This window comes from Paraburkholderia piptadeniae, from assembly GCF_900007165.1.
Classification (GTDB): domain Bacteria; phylum Pseudomonadota; class Gammaproteobacteria; order Burkholderiales; family Burkholderiaceae; genus Paraburkholderia; species Paraburkholderia piptadeniae.
This window is the reverse complement of record NZ_CYGY02000001.1, coordinates 25441-42496: the sequence shown is the minus strand read 5'-3', so window position 1 is coordinate 42496 and position 17056 is coordinate 25441. Positions and strand designations below refer to the sequence as shown.

Annotated in this window: 10 protein-coding genes and 3 pseudogenes; 5 read left to right on the top strand and 8 right to left on the bottom strand. The window is 60.0% G+C overall.

Features of this window, described 5'->3' with window-relative positions:
- Positions 1-30 precede the first annotated feature (30 nt).
- The 3 genes from BN2476_RS00190 to BN2476_RS00180 all read left to right on the top strand — a co-directional run bounded on the left by BN2476_RS00190 (position 31) and on the right by BN2476_RS00180 (position 3064).
- Positions 31-1002: a Bug family tripartite tricarboxylate transporter substrate binding protein gene (locus tag BN2476_RS00190; RefSeq protein WP_087732144.1), complete on the top strand. Its 972-nt coding sequence runs from the start codon at positions 31-33 to the stop codon at positions 1000-1002.
- Between the two features lie 87 nt (positions 1003-1089).
- The gene (locus BN2476_RS00185) at positions 1090-1857 is read left to right on the top strand and encodes a 3-hydroxyacyl-CoA dehydrogenase (protein ID WP_087732143.1); all 768 of its coding nucleotides are present in this window, start codon (positions 1090-1092) and stop codon (positions 1855-1857) included.
- 19 nt (positions 1858-1876) lie between these two features.
- Entirely contained in the window at positions 1877-3064 is a 1188-nt protein-coding gene (locus BN2476_RS00180) for an acetyl-CoA C-acyltransferase (protein ID WP_087732142.1), read from the top strand.
- A gap of 399 nt (positions 3065-3463) precedes the next feature.
- Here BN2476_RS00180 and BN2476_RS00175 read toward each other — a convergent pair whose 3' ends face one another.
- The 3 genes and pseudogenes from BN2476_RS00175 to BN2476_RS49440 all read right to left on the bottom strand — a co-directional run.
- Positions 3464-4984, bottom strand: coding sequence for a tripartite tricarboxylate transporter permease (locus BN2476_RS00175; protein ID WP_087732141.1), 1521 nt, complete (start codon positions 4982-4984; stop codon positions 3464-3466).
- A gap of 4 nt (positions 4985-4988) precedes the next feature.
- Entirely contained in the window at positions 4989-5417 is a 429-nt protein-coding gene (locus BN2476_RS00170) for a tripartite tricarboxylate transporter TctB family protein (protein WP_087732140.1), read from the bottom strand.
- A gap of 77 nt (positions 5418-5494) precedes the next feature.
- A pseudogene (locus tag BN2476_RS49440) lies at positions 5495-5632 on the bottom strand (pimeloyl-CoA dehydrogenase large subunit); the annotation flags it as partial.
- Positions 5633-5871: 239 nt separating this feature from the next.
- Here BN2476_RS49440 and BN2476_RS00160 point away from each other — a divergent pair.
- Positions 5872-6303, top strand: a pseudogene (locus BN2476_RS00160) (transposase family protein).
- On the opposite strand, the gene BN2476_RS00155 reads toward BN2476_RS00160, so the two are convergent.
- The 4 genes and pseudogenes from BN2476_RS00155 to BN2476_RS00140 all read right to left on the bottom strand — a co-directional run bounded on the left by BN2476_RS00155 (position 6293) and on the right by BN2476_RS00140 (position 14566).
- Positions 6293-7816: a methyl-accepting chemotaxis protein gene (locus BN2476_RS00155; protein WP_087732138.1), complete on the bottom strand. Its 1524-nt coding sequence runs from the start codon at positions 7814-7816 to the stop codon at positions 6293-6295. The pseudogene BN2476_RS00160 and the gene BN2476_RS00155 sit on opposite strands and share 11 nt — an antisense overlap.
- A 328-nt stretch (positions 7817-8144) precedes the next feature.
- Positions 8145-9851, bottom strand: coding sequence for a methyl-accepting chemotaxis protein (locus tag BN2476_RS00150; protein WP_328590267.1), 1707 nt, complete (start codon positions 9849-9851; stop codon positions 8145-8147).
- A 344-nt stretch (positions 9852-10195) separates the two neighbouring features.
- A pseudogene (locus BN2476_RS00145) lies at positions 10196-10535 on the bottom strand (DDE-type integrase/transposase/recombinase); the annotation flags it as partial.
- An 89-nt stretch (positions 10536-10624) separates the two neighbouring features.
- Complete coding sequence (locus BN2476_RS00140; protein WP_087732136.1) at positions 10625-14566, bottom strand: AfsR/SARP family transcriptional regulator; 3942 nt, start codon at positions 14564-14566, stop codon at positions 10625-10627.
- A gap of 283 nt (positions 14567-14849) precedes the next feature.
- Between BN2476_RS00140 and BN2476_RS00135 the strand changes: the two genes are divergently transcribed.
- Positions 14850-15791, top strand: coding sequence for a hypothetical protein (locus tag BN2476_RS00135; RefSeq protein WP_087732135.1), 942 nt, complete (start codon positions 14850-14852; stop codon positions 15789-15791).
- A gap of 213 nt (positions 15792-16004) precedes the next feature.
- Here BN2476_RS00135 and BN2476_RS00130 read toward each other — a convergent pair whose 3' ends face one another.
- The gene (locus BN2476_RS00130) at positions 16005-16925 is read right to left on the bottom strand and encodes a LysR family transcriptional regulator (RefSeq protein WP_087732134.1); all 921 of its coding nucleotides are present in this window, start codon (positions 16923-16925) and stop codon (positions 16005-16007) included.
- Positions 16926-17056 lie beyond the last annotated feature (131 nt).

The following is a 17056-nucleotide window of genomic DNA, read 5'->3' as shown; positions in this document are numbered from 1 at the left end:
AAAACCTGAAATAAACCAGGAGCAAAACTAATGTACCCCCTCGCCAAAACAGCAGCCGTGGTTCTTGGCGCTCTCGTCGCCTTTTCGACGGGTGCCCGTGCAGAAGACTATCCGTCACACCCGGTCCATGTGATCGTCGGTTATACGCCGGGCGGCGCATCGGATATTGTCGGCCGTCTGATCGCCAGTGGCCTCAGCCAACTCGATAAACAGAACTTCATCGTCGAAAACAAACCGGGAGCCGGCGGCATGCTCGGGATGGCATACGTCGCGAATGCGACTCCCGATGGCTACGTGATCGGCGTATCGGTCTCGGGCACGATGGTTACCGGCCCGCACCTGCAAAAGAACGTCCCGTATGATCCGCTCAACTCGTTTGCCCCGATCGGCATGATTGCGAAAGCCCCGATGGTCATGCTGTCGTCGCCGGAGTTCAAGGACCCCACCGTCAAGAACATCATCTCGCAAGCGAAGGCACAACCCGGCCGGATCAAGTCGGGTCAAGGTGCAAAGGCGTTCGAACTGGCACAGCGTCTCTTCAACGCGAAAGCCGGTGTCGATATCGGCGTCGTTTCCTATCGCGGCGGTGCCCCCGCGGCTATTGACGTGATGGCAGGCCGCGTGACTCTGATGGTTGACACGATCGGCGCACAACTCGGCAGCATCCAGGGCGGCAAGCTGGTACCGGTCGCCGTGCTGGACAGCAAGCGCTCCTCCCTGCTCCCGAACGTTCCAACCGTTGCCGAAGCTGGCGTGCCCGGTTACGAAGCGGCTGGTTGGCTCGGCCTCGTCGCCCCGAAGGGCACGCCCCCGCAAATCGTGGCTGCTCTGAACAAGCAACTCGCGCAGGTTCTCGCACAACCGGACGTCGCGAAGAAACTCCAGTCCCTGGGCTATGAGCCGAATCCGAGTGCGACCCCGCAGGCCTTCGACCAGGCTATCCACACCGAATACGCGAAGTGGGGCAAGGTCGTGACGGACGCGGGCATTCAGCCCGAGTAGGCGATCGACTGCTGTACAGAGGCGCATATTCCTGGCGGGGTGTGCCCTTCTTCCTAAAAGTCTTTGTCTTCCCGAAGCACAATAATTATGAATATTCCCAATAGCGTTTTTGTCATCACGGGCGGTGCCTCGGGCTTGGGTGCCGCAGTGGCACGTACGGTAGTCGCCAGGGGCGGCAAGGTAATGCTCCTGGATATCCGTGAAGAGCCGCTCACCGCATTTGCGAACGAATTGGGTGCCAATGCTGCTTTCGCCGTTGTCGATGTCACCAATGACGTCCAATGCCAAACAGCAATCGCTGCCACAAGTTCGACGTTCGGTCGCATCGATGCACTGGTGAACTGTGCCGGTATCGAACTCGGTGCCCGCGTCGTGGGTCGCGAAGGTCCGCATGATCTCGAAAAGTTCTCGCGCACGATCGCTGTCAATCTGATCGGCTCGTTCAACATGATCCGTCTTGCCGCTGACGCAATGTCGAAGCAGAAACCGCTGGAAGGTGGCGAGCGTGGCGTGATCATCAACACGGCCTCTATCGCGGCATTTGACGGCCAGATCGGACAGGCAGCTTACGCAGCATCCAAGAGCGGCATCGTCGGTATGACGCTCCCGATCGCACGTGAGCTTGCCCGCTTTGGCATCCGCGTGATGACGATCGCCCCCGGCATCTTCAAAACGCCGATGGTCTCCGGAATGAGCGCCGAAGTGCAGGCCTCTCTGGCGTCAAACGTTCCGTTCCCTCCGCGATTCGGTGAACCGGAGGAATTCGCTTCGCTCGTTTGTCATGTCGTCGAAAACATGATGCTGAATGGCGAAGTGATCCGTCTCGACGGTGCCGTTCGTATGGCAGCACGCTAATCCAAACAAGGAATCCAAGATGATGAATGCGGACCCGGTTGTAATCGTCAGTGCGGCCCGTACCCCCATGGGCGGCTTCCAGGGTGTCTTCGCATCCGTGACGACGACGGAACTCGGCGGCGCCGCGATTCGTGCAGCGGTTGAACGCGCTGGACTGGCCGCAGATCAGGTCGATGAAGTGTTCATGGGCTGTGTGCTTCCGGCAGGCCTGGGTCAGGCTCCCGCCCGTCAAGCTACCCTGACGGCAGGCCTTCCCGTCTCGACGGGTGCCACGACCGTCAACAAGATGTGTGGCTCCGGCATGAAGGCTGTCATGCTGGCCCACGATCTGCTTCTTGCAGGCCAGGGCAACGTCATGGTTGCCGGCGGCATGGAAAGCATGAGCAACGCGCCCTACCTGCTCCCGAAGGCCCGGCCGGGCATGCGCATGGGCCATGGCCAGGTGCTCGATCACATGTTCCTCGATGGCCTTGAAGACGCGTACGACAAGGGCCGTCTGATGGGCACGTTCGCCGAAGACTGTGCGTCGGCATTCGGGTTCACCCGCGAAGCCCAAGACGCGTTCGCAATCGAATCGCTGACCCGTGCACAGCAGGCCATCGCCAATGGCAAGTTTGAAGCAGAAATCACTCCCCTCGAGGTCAACGTTGGTAAGGCACAGAAGGTCGTCTCGATCGATGAGCAGCCTGGCAAAGCACGCCTGGACAAGATCCCGGGGCTCAAACCGGCGTTTCGTGCCGATGGTACGGTTACGGCAGCGAATTCGTCGTCGATTTCCGATGGCGCGGCAGCACTGCTGCTGATGCGTCGTTCTGAGGCCGGGATACGCGGCCTCCAGCCGCTCGCGACGATCGTGAGCCACACGACACACTCGCACCAGCCGCATCTGTTCCCGACCGCTCCTACGGGCGCTCTGCGCCTCCTGTCGGAAAAGACCGGCTGGAACCTGGCCGACGTCGATCTGTTCGAGATCAACGAAGCCTTCGCAGTCGTGGCCATGGCAACGATGAAGAGCCTCGATCTTCCGCACCACGAGGTCAACGTGAACGGCGGTGCCTGCGCCCTGGGCCATCCGATCGGCGCCTCCGGCGCACGTATTCTGGTCACATTGCTGCATGCACTGCGTGAACGCCAACTGAAACGCGGTATCGCCAGCATCTGCCTGGCGGGCGGCGAGGCCACGGCGGTCGCGCTCCAGATCGACTGATCTGCCAGGAGCGCCTCCAAAAGCAAAGCCCGGTAGACATAAATCTACCGGGCTTTTTCCATGTAGGGTTGACTTGTAAGAGCAACGAGCGGATGGCCTCGATCAACGCCAGCGGTTGATCCGTCATGATGTGGTGCTCGGAGTCAGGAATCGCGATTACCCCACGGCAGGCCGGTGAGGTTTTTGACCCTGCTTGCCCTTTCCGCCGTTAAAACAATGTTGTTTCGTGCCCGTAATCGGAAAGAAGCCCGATGCCGTCAGAGGGCCAGGAGCGAGAACCAACCGATATCAGCGGCCTGCGCCCATGCCTGACGGTCAATCTCCGTACCGTTGGGATATTGCCTGAGCGACAACATCCCCTTCGAATAACGCTGGAATCAAATGCTCACGAATTGCTGTTTATGCAGCAGCGGCAGCAGATTGACGATTCCGAATCTTCCCGCGAGCCCAAAAATAGAGTTGCAAGACGATCAACAACGCGGATATGGCCATGAACACCGCACTGATTGGGGTTGCCACGAAAATCGACAAACTACCATCCGAGATCAGCATTGCCCGGCGGAAATTCTCTTCGATCATCGGTCCTAAAACGTAACCCAACAGAATTGGACTAACGGGAAACTTCAAGGCAATCAGAATTGCCCCCATGATCCCGAATACGGCGACTTCACCGACTTGGAACAGGCTGTTATGGGTCGTATAGACGCCGACGCAAATGAAGAACATCGCCAATGGGAACAGATATTTGTACGGCACCCGCAGCAGCTTCACCCATACGCCGATCATCGGTACGTTCAGGAGAATCAGGAGGACGTTACCGATCCAGAACGACGCAATGAGACCCCAAAACAGATCAGGGTGCTCGGTAATCAGTTGAGGGCCCGGCTGAATACCTTGAATCAGCAGAGCGCCCAAGATCAGAGCCATCACCGCGTCACCCGGAATACCCAACGACATCGTCGGAATAAAATCGACCTGGGTCTTCGAGTGCGAGGAAGCTTCCGGGCTTGCCACCCCTGCAATATTGCCGTGACCGAACGATTCAGGATTTTTCGATATTTTCTTTTCCAGTACGTAGGAAAGGAAAGTCGTAATCGTTGGGCCCGTGCCCGGCATTGCCCCGAAAACCGTCCCTACCAGCGTGCCACGAACCATCGGCCAGAATGCCTGCTTCAACTCAGCCCTGGTCGGTCGCATTTCCTTCATGGAGACTTCCATGTTGGAACCGACAGCGTCCATCTTGTTCACGTTGAGCATGAATTCAGCCACGCCGAACAGACCAAGCGCCAAGGCGACCAGTTCGATGTTGTCGGCGAGATCCGGCAGACCGAAGGTAAAGCGCTGCACACCGGAGTTGACGTCTGTGCCCACCAGGCCAAAGATCAGGCCCAGGACGGTCATTGCCACTCCCTTCAACGGTGCCCCACGGGACATCGTGCCACCGGCGATCAGGCCCACCAGCATGATCGCAAACAGTTCGGCGGGACCGAACTTGAACGCGATCTTGACCAGCACCGGCGAGGCGAAAATCATCACCAGGATACCGAACGAGGCGGCGAAGAACGACGAAATCATCGTAATGCCGAGCGCTGTTCCGCCCCTGCCTTTCTTTGTCAGTGGATACCCATCCAGACAGGTCACCGCGTGCGGCGGATGGCACGGCAGGTTGAGCAGAATGGCACCGATTGCACCGCCATATTGTGAACCGTAGAAGATGCCGGAAAGCATGAGAATTGCCGAGACCGGCGACATGACGTAAGTAAGCGGCAGCAACATCGATATGGCCGACAGCGCACCCATACCGGGAAGCACACCGATAAGGTTACCGACCAAAACACCGAAGAATGACCAAATCAGGTTGTGCCATTCGAAGGCGACCCCGAAGCCGTGCCACAAATCCATTACTGATTGTTCGATCATTTTCTTAGTGGCCCCACGTAAAAAGCGGCAGTTGAATCTTCAAGAGCCACCAGAACACGATGACACCAAATATCGTCGTCCCCAACGACAGCAGAAGCACGCGTCCGATTGTATTTTCCCGATCACCCAAGGCAGAGATAAAAACGACTGCGAAGACTGCTGGGATAAAACCAAAGAATTCACCGAGCACCACGAAAGCAACAACGCTCAGGATGATGCAAATCCAACCGCGCCATTCTGCGGTGAATTCGGGATGCGATTCGGCTTCATTAGTCTCAGCCGATTCACGTTTTGCCCCCGCGGCAATAGAAATGCCAAGAATGGCTAAAATGGCCCCCAATGAAACTGGGACAAACCCGGGACCCATCGATCTCATGCTTCCGATTTCGTAAGTGCGGCCGATCATGACGACGATCAGGCCAAGCAGGAGCATCAAACCGCCACCGTAGTAGTCCCGATTGAATGCTGTTTTCAACTTTTTCAAATCTCCTCCAGTTATCCAAAGATATCCATCGAGATCAACAGCAGCGAAATGCCTTTCTGCAGATTTGCATCGGAATCCGTATGAATCAAGCAGAAGATCCAGTTCGCCCACTGTGCAAATGACGTCCAGGTTTTCTGGCCGTTGACGATGTACTTGTCGCCCTTGCAATACCCTGTATATCGAATATGGGGCACCGATCTCAGCGTCTACTACTGCGCACAATTCAATCAGCGTTCGGATTGCTTGATGTCCCAATCTGCCCGCACAGATAGCGTTCATCTGGTGAACGTCTTATGAGTAACATCTGGCGAACGATTATAAGATAGCGGGGCAAGCCTTGACGCTCAGTAATAACCCCACTGGGCGCTGTCACGTTGCCGAGATGGTCGAGTGAGATCGCGTGATGAAAAATGCAAAATCGCTTTACCACGGTCTCGCTTCCGGCGGCGGTCATCGGTTCCGCGGTACGTCGGTATTTCAGGTTTCGGTTGAGCCTGCGCGATATCGAGGAACTGTTGTTCGAGCGCGGGGTTATCGTCGGTTACAAAACGGTTCGACGCTGGTGCGGGTTCGCGCGCCGTGTGAAAGCGACAAGGCCAGCGCCCGGGTGAACAACCGGGCCGAAAACAGTCATCAGCCCACACGGGAACGCAAGCGTCGGATACGCGGTTTCCGGGTTCCTCAACGCACCCAAGCATTCCTGTCGAGCTTCGGTCCGATCCGTCAGCACTTCGCGCTCAAGCGACACCTGCTACGCGCCTCGCTCTATCGCAAACAGCTCGCCGCTCCGTTGTCGCGTTCGAACTCAGTCGGCCCACGCACGTTCACGTCCTGAAGACGGCGACGGCCTCGCGCAGTGCCCGCGCCTGTTCGGCCATCGCTTGCGCAGCCGCCGACGCCTCTTCAACGAGCGCCGCGTTCTGCTGCGTGACTTCGTCCATCTGCGTGACAGCGATATTGACCTGTTCGATGCCCGTGCTCTGCTCGTTCGAAGCCGCCGAAATTTCCGCGATGATTGCGCTCACCTGCTGCACCGAATCGACGATCTCGCGAATGATGCGGCCCGCGTCGCGTACGAGTTCCGAGCCAGCCGCGACGCGGCTCGCCGACTGCCCGATGAGCGCTTTCACGTCCTTCGCGGCTGTCGCGCTGCGTTGTGCGAGCCCGCGTACTTCGCCTGCCACCACCGCAAAGCCGCGGCCTTCTTCCCCTGCGCGCGCCGCCTCGACGGCGGCGTTGAGCGCGAGGATGTTGGTCTGGAACGCAATGCCCTCGATGACCGCGATGATGTCGCCAACTTTCGCCGAACTCTCCGAGATGCCCTCCATCGTTTCGACCACCTGCTGCATCACGTCGCCGCCATGCGCTGCCTTACCCGACGCCTTGTCAGCGAGCGCCGTCGCGTGCGACGCATTGCCCGCGTTCTGACGCACAGTGCCCGTCAGTTCCTGCATGCTGGCGGCCGTCTCTTCGAGCGATGCCGCCTGTTCTTCCGTCCGCTGCGACAGGCTCATATTGCCCGCTGCAATTTCCGAACTGGCCATCGCGACACCGTCGGCATTCGCCCGCACCTTGCCGACCACGCGAGACAGGCTCGCCTGCATCTCGCCGAGCGCCGTCACGAGCGCGCCGATTTCGTCGGTGCCTCGTGCCGCAAGGGCCGTCGTCAGATTGCCTCCGGCGACGCTGCGCGCCACCTGGACCGCGCCCTTGAGTGGCCCGGTAATCGAGCGGCTGAACAGGAACGCGCCGCCCAGCCCCGTCACGAACGCGACCAGCATTAGCACGACACTGATCAGACCGGCTCGACGCGAATCGTCCGCGGCCTGTTGCGACATCGCCGCCATCCTGGCCGCGATGCGCTGCACCGCTTCACCGAGCAGACGTGCCGGTTCACGATCGACTCCGCTAACGGCCTTGTCACCTGCGGTCGGCTCGAAGCCTGCCGTCCTGAACGCTTCCAGCCCTTTGCGATAGCCGTCGCCCATGCTCGCGTGTGCAGTCGCGAACTGCTCGATCAACCCGCGCGCGCCAGCGTCGTCGAGCGATGCGAGCAACGCACTGCACTGCCTGTCGACGAGCTGTTGCTGCTTCTGGAACGCCGTCCAGTGCCTGTCGAAATTCACCGGGTCCTTGCCACGCAACAGGACGTCCTTCCATTCCTGTACCTGCAGCTTGAAGTTGACAAGGATGTCCGACGCAATCCGTTCATTGGCGACATGCACGCGAACCAGCGTGTCATATTCATCGATCGCATGGTGCATCGCGTAGAGGCCATACATCGCGCCGGCAAACATCAGGGATAAGGCTGCTGCAAAAGCGAGCGGAAGCTTGAGCGTGAGTTTCATCGTGGAGGTCAGTAGTTGCAACGGGCCAAGGAAAAAGGACATTGCGAGCGCGTGATTGAGGCTCCCTTTGAGGCTCTGCCTACAGGCTACCGGCATTTCCCACGTCAAAGAATTTCCTTCCGAATGCATTCACGCATTCGTAGAGCGACTTTGAATTTGGGACGCTGGGATTTGACGAGGTGAGGCCATCAACAACCGGCCGATGTCTTCCCATCCGGCAGTACGGCCGGCCTGTCGAGCTGGTTCTGGTCGCTTCCCACCACATGTCCGAGGGTCTGGGCAACAGGCATGCGTTCCGTCGTCATATCGTCCTCTCTGAGGAATCAGGTCAGAACGTTTCCCAGGATTCGGTGCTCTGCTCGTCCTGTTTGACCATTTCGGTTGCGACCGCCGGCTGCGCCGCAGGAGGCGGTGCGGAACGCACGGGTGCTTTGGGTGCAGGCATGGCCGGTTTGCGCGGAGCGGTACTGGCGGTCCCCGCGAAAATCGCATGTGCAGTCGAAACCTTGAACACGGACACTGCGTCGCGCAGACCGCGCGCCTGCTCGGCCATTGACTGGGCTGCCGCCGACGCCTGTTCGACCAGCGCCGCATTTTGTTGCGTGACCTGGTCCATCTGGACCACCGCCGAGTTCACCTGCTCGATGCCCTTGTGCTGCTCGTTCGACGCGGCGGCGATTTCGCCCATCAGATCCGTCACGCGACGCACGGCGGACACCACCTCGTTGATCGTCCGACCTGCCTCGTCCACCTGCTTCGTACCACTCGTCACGCGATCCACCGACTCGTTGATCAGATCCTTGATCTCCTTCGCGGCCGTCGCCGCACGTTGCGCGAGGCTGCGCACCTCGCCGGCAACCACGGCGAAACCCCGGCCCTGCTCGCCAGCGCGCGCCGCTTCGACCGCCGCATTCAGCGCCAGAATGTTCGTCTGGAACGCGATACCTTCGATCGTGTTGATGATGTCGGCGACCTTCGCAGAACTGTCCGAGATCTCGCGCATCGTGTGAACCACGCGCCCCACCACCTCGCCGCCGCGCGCTGCGATTTCGGATGCGTTGGCCGCGAGCATATTGCCCTGCTTCGCGCTTTCGGTGTTCTGACGCACCGTGGCGGTCAGTTCTTCCATGCTCGCGGCCGTTTCTTCGAGCGAAGCAGCCTGCTCTTCCGTGCGCGAACTCAGATCGATGTTGCCTGCCGCGATCTGCCCGGAAGCGGTGGAGATGGTCTCCGCACCCGTGTGAATCCGGGAAACCATGTCGACCAGGCTGCTGTTCATCGTTTTCAGGGCTTGCAGCAGTTGGCCGACCTCGTCGGCGGTATGCGCTTCAATCCGGCTGGTGAGATCGCCCTTCGATACGGCTTGTGCGATCCTCACGGCTTCGTTGAGCGGGCGGGTAATGGAACGCGTGACCCAGACGCCAAAGCCAGCGCCCAGCAAGATTGCCAGTATCCCCAGACCGATCATGAGGTTACGAGTCGAATCGATTTCGTCGTGTGTCTGTCCCCCCTTGTTTGAGACAAGCGTTGCCTGCCAATCCACCAGCTTTTCGATGGCTTGCAAGGCGAGGTCGAGACGCGGCAACGTTTCAGTCAGGACAACCTGGCGAGCCTCTTCCTCTTTGCCTTCCCGCACTAACTGCCCTACCTTGGAAAACGACGCCACATACTGTTCACGATCCTGCTTGAACTGGCTCAACAGGGCTTTGCCCTCGGGGGTAGAAACCAGCGTGTCGAGCGTCTGAATGTTTCGGTTAATCGATTCCTTGTTGTCTGCAATCCTTCTGAATATCTCCTCTCGCTGATTTTGTCCGTTCGTGACGATCAGTTCCATGGTGCGGCGTGCATTGGATCGCATCGTCCCGTCGATGGCGTTAGCCGCCTGCGCCTTGACCCAGTCGGATTTGATCAGTTGGTCGTTCAGATCGCTGACCTTGGCCATACGCGATAAGCTGACGACGATCAGGACCAGCATCAATAACAGCACCAGGCCGAAACCCAGGCCGAGCCGGCTGCCAATCTTCAGGTTTGTCATTCGCATTTCCACACCTCCGTTTTGTTTGTATTGAAGAAGCGCGTCGTGCGATCCGGATGCCCGAACGGGGGCGCTAGCGCCGTACTTCCGTTAGGGCTATCGGCAGTTGTAAGAAAAACATTAGAAATATGTAAGCAAACAGACCGAAGAGTTGCACTAGCAGGCTGTTGAAACACCCTCCGCATCGGTCATCCGGGCGGCAGAGGAAAACGTTAAAACAACGAATCCAACGAATCGAACAAGACTGCGGTTGAAGCGATGCGCTGAGCCGACAGCTATACCGAGTCGAGGCACTGTCACGTTGACTTGTTCGCGACGCAATGGCGGAGAGGTGGCCCGTGCTCTCAGAAAGCGGACGAACCTTGGGTAAGCTCAGTGAAGTGACGCGATGCGACAAAGCGCGCGGCGAGCTGTTTGCGATAAAGCGAGGCGCGTAGCAAATGTCTCTTGAGCGCGAAGTGCGGCCGGATTGGGCCGAAGCTCGAGAGGAATGCTTGGGTGCGTTGATGAACCCGGCAACCGCGCATCCGACGCTCGCGTTCCCGTGTGGGGCTGATGACTGTTTTCGGAGCGGTTGTTCACCTGAGCGCTGGCTTTGACGAAGACATGCTTGACGTTCGTCAGCTCGGCGATTTCGGCATTCGCGGCCGGATAGCTGCGTAGTTGGTCGGTCACAATCTTTCTTCGCCGCGATAGCCGTCATCCGGTCAGTCAACGCTTCATCGTCGCCATTGCGGAGTGATTCGTAGCGAGAGAAACGAGCGATCGCACTACTACCGGTTCCTGAGTTCAGCGAGCAGTGCCCGCGCCGCACGCACATCGGTTAGTCCGCTTCCCTCACTCATGGCTTCACAGGCAGGCTGCAGCACGGCGCAGGCAATGTCGAGGTCGCCCGTTGATGCCAGCTGGCGTGCAAGGCTGATCGCAGCACGAAGACCCGGAAAGCACGCGCCCTGCCTTTGTGCAACCACGACCGCTTCGCGGATGAACGCGAGCCCTTCTTCGCATCGCGCACTCCACTGGGCTGCGAGCAATTCGCCTTTGAGCCGCAGCATCTCGGAGAGCTGGAAACGCCCGCCATGCTCTTCAACAGCCGCGAGCGCCCGGTCGATCTCGACGAGCCCCGCCTCCCGTTTGCCGGCTCGGCCAAGCGCTTCACCAAGCAGCGCGTTGAAGTACGGCAAGCCCATTTCCGCACCCGTTGCGCTGATTGCCGCGATGCCCTCACGCATCCGTTCGATGCCTTCGTCGAGGTCGCCGGATTGCGCCAATGTCCAGCCCAGTTGAAATGTCCCCTGTGACAGCAGCAAGGGCAACGCGTATTCCTCGCACACCGCGATCTCCCGTGCTGCCCACTGCCGCGCCAATTCCGGCTCGCCACGCAGGATGTGCGCGAAGCTGCGCGTCCAGTACGCGAGAGCCGTCGTCAGCGGATGATCGAGTTCGCGCGCAAGTTCGAGCGTCTCGTCCGAAATCGACAGCGACTTGTCCGGGTAGCCGCGCAGGCACTGCACGAGCGCGGTGAAGCACCGGCAGCACACGCCCGGATCATGCCCGGAGTACTTGAATGTCAGCGCATGGTCCCGCTCGCGCTCGTACAGTGCGATCCCCTTTGCACAATGGAACCCGGCCGCCGCGTATTCCCCCATGAAAAAGCTGTTCGTCCAGAACAGATGATGCGTTTCTATGTGCATCGCGTGGTCACGCGAGTCCGCCGTCAGCGCGGCGCATCGGTTGCCGAGTTCACGGGCGATTTCCGATTCGCCCCGGATCATCCGGTATTGTCCTTCGCCTCGCAATACGGTAAACAACTCGCTCTCGTCACCTAGCTCCTCGCATAGCAAACGGGCCTGCGTATACGCGTCGAGCACTTCTTTGGCAGCCCAGCCCTTTGCCGCCATCATCGTCACGCCCAGCACCTTTTGATAATCGAGTTCATGCCTGAGCAACGCTGGCGTACGAGGTAACGTCCGGATGATGTCGAGTCCCCGGTTCAGGTACTCGAGCGCCTGCTTGTACGCGGATCGCTGAAGCGCCTTGCACGCCGAGCGGTACAGATAATCAACAGCCTTCTCCCACAGCTCGCCCGCAAGCGCGTGATGCGCGAGGCGCTCGACATGCTCGTCGAGACGTTGCGCATGAAGTCGCTCGATCACCTCCACGAGTTGCACATGCACCGATCGCCGCCGCTCTTTGAGCACGCTTGCATAAGCGACACGATGCGTAAGCGCATGCTTGAACGTGTACTGCTGATGCGGCAGCAAGCGCGTCTGATAGAGGAATTCCGCCGCCTGCAGCTCTCCCAGCAGATCGAGCAGCCGTTCGCGTTCGAGTTGGGCCACCGGCTGCAGAAGATCGACCGCGAACTCCTGCCCGATCACAGCTGCCATCTGCAACAAGGCCTTTTGCTGCGCGGACAGTCGATCGATCCGCGATGCAAGGACGGCATGCACGGTCGATGGGATCTCGAACGTGTCGATGGTTCGAACCATCTGGTAGGCACCCGTCTGACCGACCAGCGCACCGGCATCGATCAGTGCGCGGACCGACTCCTCGAGGAAGAGAGGCGTGCGGCCCGTGCGCTCGATCAGCCGTTTGCGAAGCGCCAATACCCCGACGTCGTCGCCGAGCAGCGAGCGCAGCAGCAGGTCCGCGCTTTCGGCGGCAAGACTGTCCACATGAAGCTGCGAGAAATAGCTCTTGCCGAACCACGCGTGCCGGTATTCGGGCCGATGAGTGACGAGCAGCAACACGCGCGCGGCACCAATGCAATCGACGAGATGATCGAGCACAGCTTGCGTGCCATCGTCGTTCCAGTGCAGGTCCTCGACGACGACGACCAGCGGATGGTTCTCGCTTGCACGGATCACGAGAGAAGCGATGGCTTCGAGCGTGCGCTTGCGTTTTTGCGGCGGACTCGCCGTCTCCCACTGCGGATCGTCGGCCGGCAAGTCCAGCAGCGCAGCCAGCGCGGGACGCATCACCGCGAGTTCCGGTTCGACGGCCCCGATGCCCTGGCGCAGCCTGTCAGCCGCTTCAGTCAGCGTGTCGCGCTCGCCGATGCCGAACCACGTCCGCAGCAGCCCGGCGACTGGAAGGTAGATTGCGCTATTGTCGTGCGAACTCGTACCCGTTTCGAGTGTCGTCCATCCGGACGCGCGTGCAGCGCTGATGAACTCATGCACGAGACGGGACTTGCCCACCCCGGCTTCCCCGACGATCGCGCACACCTGCCCAGCGCCCCGTGCGGCACGCTCGAGCAGCCCGTGCAAACTGGCCATTTCCGTATCGCGGCCGACAAACCGCGAAAGACCGCGTGCCGCGCGGGCGTCCCAACGAAGCCGCAGCCCGGACCTGGCGCGCAGTATGAAAATCTTGACGGACTGCGCCGCGCCTGGAAGCACTCGGGCGCGACGATCCGCGAGTTCGATGAATCCTTCGGCGCACCGCACGGTGTCCGCGCTCACGCCGATCTCATCGACGGACAGGACGGAATCGATCAGGTTCGCCAGTTGCGGTACGACGCCTAGCGCGTCGTAGTGCTGCGCCCGGTCACTCCCGATCGTCCGCACGACTGCGTCGCCCGAATGGATGCCAATCCGCACGTCGAGAGGCCGTCCGACGACGGTCGACATCGCTTCGCGCATCGCGAGCGCGGCATAGCACGCCCGCACCGCGTGGTCCTCCTGCGACACGGGCGCCCCGAACAGCGCCGTCACTCCATCGCTTCGAAGCTGCGTCGTGAGACCGCCAAACCGGTGGACGGCGTCGACCATTGTCTTCAGCACAGCGTCGACCCGTTCCAATGCGAACTCGGCGTCCGTGTCGCCAGTCGGCTCGCGCACGCGCGTGCAGAGCACGCTCAACTGTTTGCGTTCCGCCGGCGATATCGCCGCATTGCCGGCTTCATGCGCGTCGTGCGACGCCGCGTCAGGCAGCCCGGCCTGTCCCCCGGCAATTACACGTGACACGGCGGGCACCCTGTACCCGTCCTGCTGGATGTCGGCAGCGAGACGTTGGGTCCCTTCCGTGGGAACCATGCCGAGTTCGGCATTGAGCACGCGGACGCATTCCTGATATTGACGCACGGCAGCATCCCGGCGCCCCGCTCTCGCATACAGCCTCATGAGCGCCGCGTGCGCCCACTCCAACAATGGGTCCAATGCCAGTATTCTGCTTGCCGCCGCTATTGCGTGACCGGATGCACCCGATTGCTCATAAAGGCTCACGAGTTCAGCGAACACTTCCACTGCGCGCTCATGAAACCAGCGGCGCTCGACGGTCATCCACTTTTCGAACGGCTCTTCACGCAGACCAAAGCCATCGAGCAGCGTGCCACGATAAAGCGCGACAGCCTTTGCCAGTGAATCTGCAGACCGCTCGCCCGAGAAGTGCGTGAATTGCAACGCGTCGACTTCGACAAGATGAGCGTCGAGCCATATTGCGTCCGGCTCCGTCTTCAACAGCGGCGCGGCGTGCGACAACATCCGGCGCAGGCTCGACAGCGTCTGCCGCAAGCTCGCTCTCGCCTGCTCCTCCGCGCTGCGTTCCCAGAACACGCTTGCCAGTTGCTCGCGCGAACGCAGCATGCCCGGCGACAAGGCGAGGTAGGCCAGGATCGCCTTGCTCTTCTTCGTCGGGAAGTCCAGCGGCAAACGCTCCCCAGCAAGGCGGATGTGCAAGCCTCCAAGGACTTCGATCGTAAGCCGGGTCATAACGTGCGAAAGACGAAGCGTTGCCTACAAACAGTTTACTTCGCGGCGCACGACATTCACGCATCTCGCCTGGACTTTGCGCGGCCCATCCCTTCTTCATTCGATTTTTTTGACGGCGATTTTACGCGGCCCCGCGCGCTGTTCACGGTTCGATGACGTCCGGCAACGATAGTTGGATCGTGGCGATGCGGCTCGGCCAAGGTGGCTGACACATTCGAACGGGACATCCCGACGGCATCGGCACGGTGAGTATCGACGAATCGCAATTGAAGGAGATGTTTCAATGGAAATCACCACTGATGTCAACGAGCTCGACGCCAACCGCTACGCAAAATGTATTGCCGCATCGAAACGCGTCCGCTGGGACATCGACCGCGATGTGATTCGCGGCCGATCTTTCGATTTCACGCGGAAATTTTTGCCGGATGCGTTATCGAAGGTCGATTCCCTCGTCTTTCTTGGCCCCGACGAACAGCGCATGCTCAGTCAGATTCAGGGCCGCACGTATGCAAACATGTTCGGCCTCGTCGAACGCTTCATCGCGGCCAAGGTACTGGAGATGAGCGGACCGTACCGCCTTGGCGACCAGAACGCCCTCGAAGCGCTCGTCCGGTTCAGCGATGAAGAAATCAAACATCAGGAACTGTTTCGCCGCATCGAACGCATGTGCGCCGAAGGCATGCCGGCCGGCTATGCGTTCTTGCCGGAAGCCAATAGCGTGGCCTCGTTTGTCCTTTCGAAATCCACCTGGGCCGTACTCGCGCTGACCTGTCACATCGAGCTCTTCGTGCTCGCGCACTATCGCGGCAGCATCGACGGCGACTCGAATTCATCCGAACTGTGGAAGGACGTCTTTCTCTACCATTGGCGCGAGGAATCACAGCACGCAATCCTCGACGAACTCGAATGGCAACGCGAAGACGCCCGACTTTCGCCAGAAGAGCGCGACAAGGCAGTCGACGATCTGATCGAACTGGTCGCTGCCGTCGACGGCATGCTGCAAACGCAGGCTCGCGCAGACGCCGACTACTTTGCAATGATCTGCGGACGGTCTCTGCCGATGGCCGAAAAAGAGTCCGTGCATGCAGGTTTGCTCGGCGCGTACAGGTGGCAGTACATCATTTCCGGTGTGCAGGAACCGCGCTTCAGTCATGCGCTCGGCAGCATGATTACCCGGAACCAGGCGTCCCGGATCGAAACTGCGATGACGCCGATCATGAGTTAGCGCGCGCGACGGGCCGCTGCGGAAAAGCGCCGCGAACGTCGGGAAAACGTCCTTTTGGCGCGATTTCCGGCGGTCTCACGGTGCTGAACCGCCCGCAGCAAGACTTTGCCACCCTTGGCAATTCGCGCGGTCCGTCGAATCGCAACCGCTTGATCGTTGCGGCGCAGTGCGGACCGGGCCCATTCGAAGCATCCACCCGTGGTTAAAACCGCCTTACGATCCCCCGTGCACCTGTTGCACCCATTCGCGATGATCGCTCATGCGTTCGACCAGAAGGTCGATAAGCGTGCGGACCTTGGCCGAAACGTAGCGCCTATGCGGATAAATCGCGTTAATCGCGAATTCCGTAAGCTTGTACTCCTCGAATAGCCGAATCAGCGTTCCGCCAGCGATATCGTCGGCGACAAGGAAACTCGGGGCCACCAGTATTCCGATTCCATCAAGGGCGAGCGATCGCAACAACTCCGCGCTGGTGGTGGTCAGGTTGCCGCCTACGCTGACCGTCAAGGTTTCTCCTGAAGGCGCCTCGAACCGCCATTCGTTACCCGAAGGAAAGAACTGGTACTGAAGGCAATTGCGCCCGGCCAGCTCGGACGGGTGCCGGGGCGCGCCGTGGCGTGCGAGGTACGACGGCGAACAGCAAATGACCTGGCGCCACGGTGTCAGGCTTCTGATGATCAGCCCGGAATCCGGCGGCGTCACCGTACGCAAGGCCAGGTCGTAACCGTCCTCGATGAGATCGACCGCACGCTCACCCGTCACAAGCTCCAGGCTGACCGAGGGATACAAGGTCAGGTACTCGGAAAGAATCGGAGCGAGGAAACGCACGAGATGCGTATTGACATGCAGCCGTAATTTGCCGCGCGGGCTCGTCTGCATCGTTTCGACGATACGGTCCGCGTCGTCGAGTTCGCTCAGGATCTGACTGGAGCGTTCGTAATACAGGCGGCCGATTTCCGTGAGCTTCACCTGGCGCGTCGTGCGGTTGAAGAGCCGCACGCCAAGCCGGACCTCCAATGACTGCACGTGTCGGCTGATCATATTCGCCGACAGGTCGAGGCGACGGCCGGCGGCAGAGAAGCTGCCGCATTCCACGACCTGGCAAAACGCCGTCAAGCTCGTCAGGCGATCCATCGATTATCTCTCCGTGGTTCAAGGTTCTTCTCGTTTACTGGTGATTATCACACGGTAGCTACCTGTTCATACTGCAATCAACAGGGAACGACGGTGTCCTGTCCGCGTACGACGCCGCGAGGCAGAGAAGA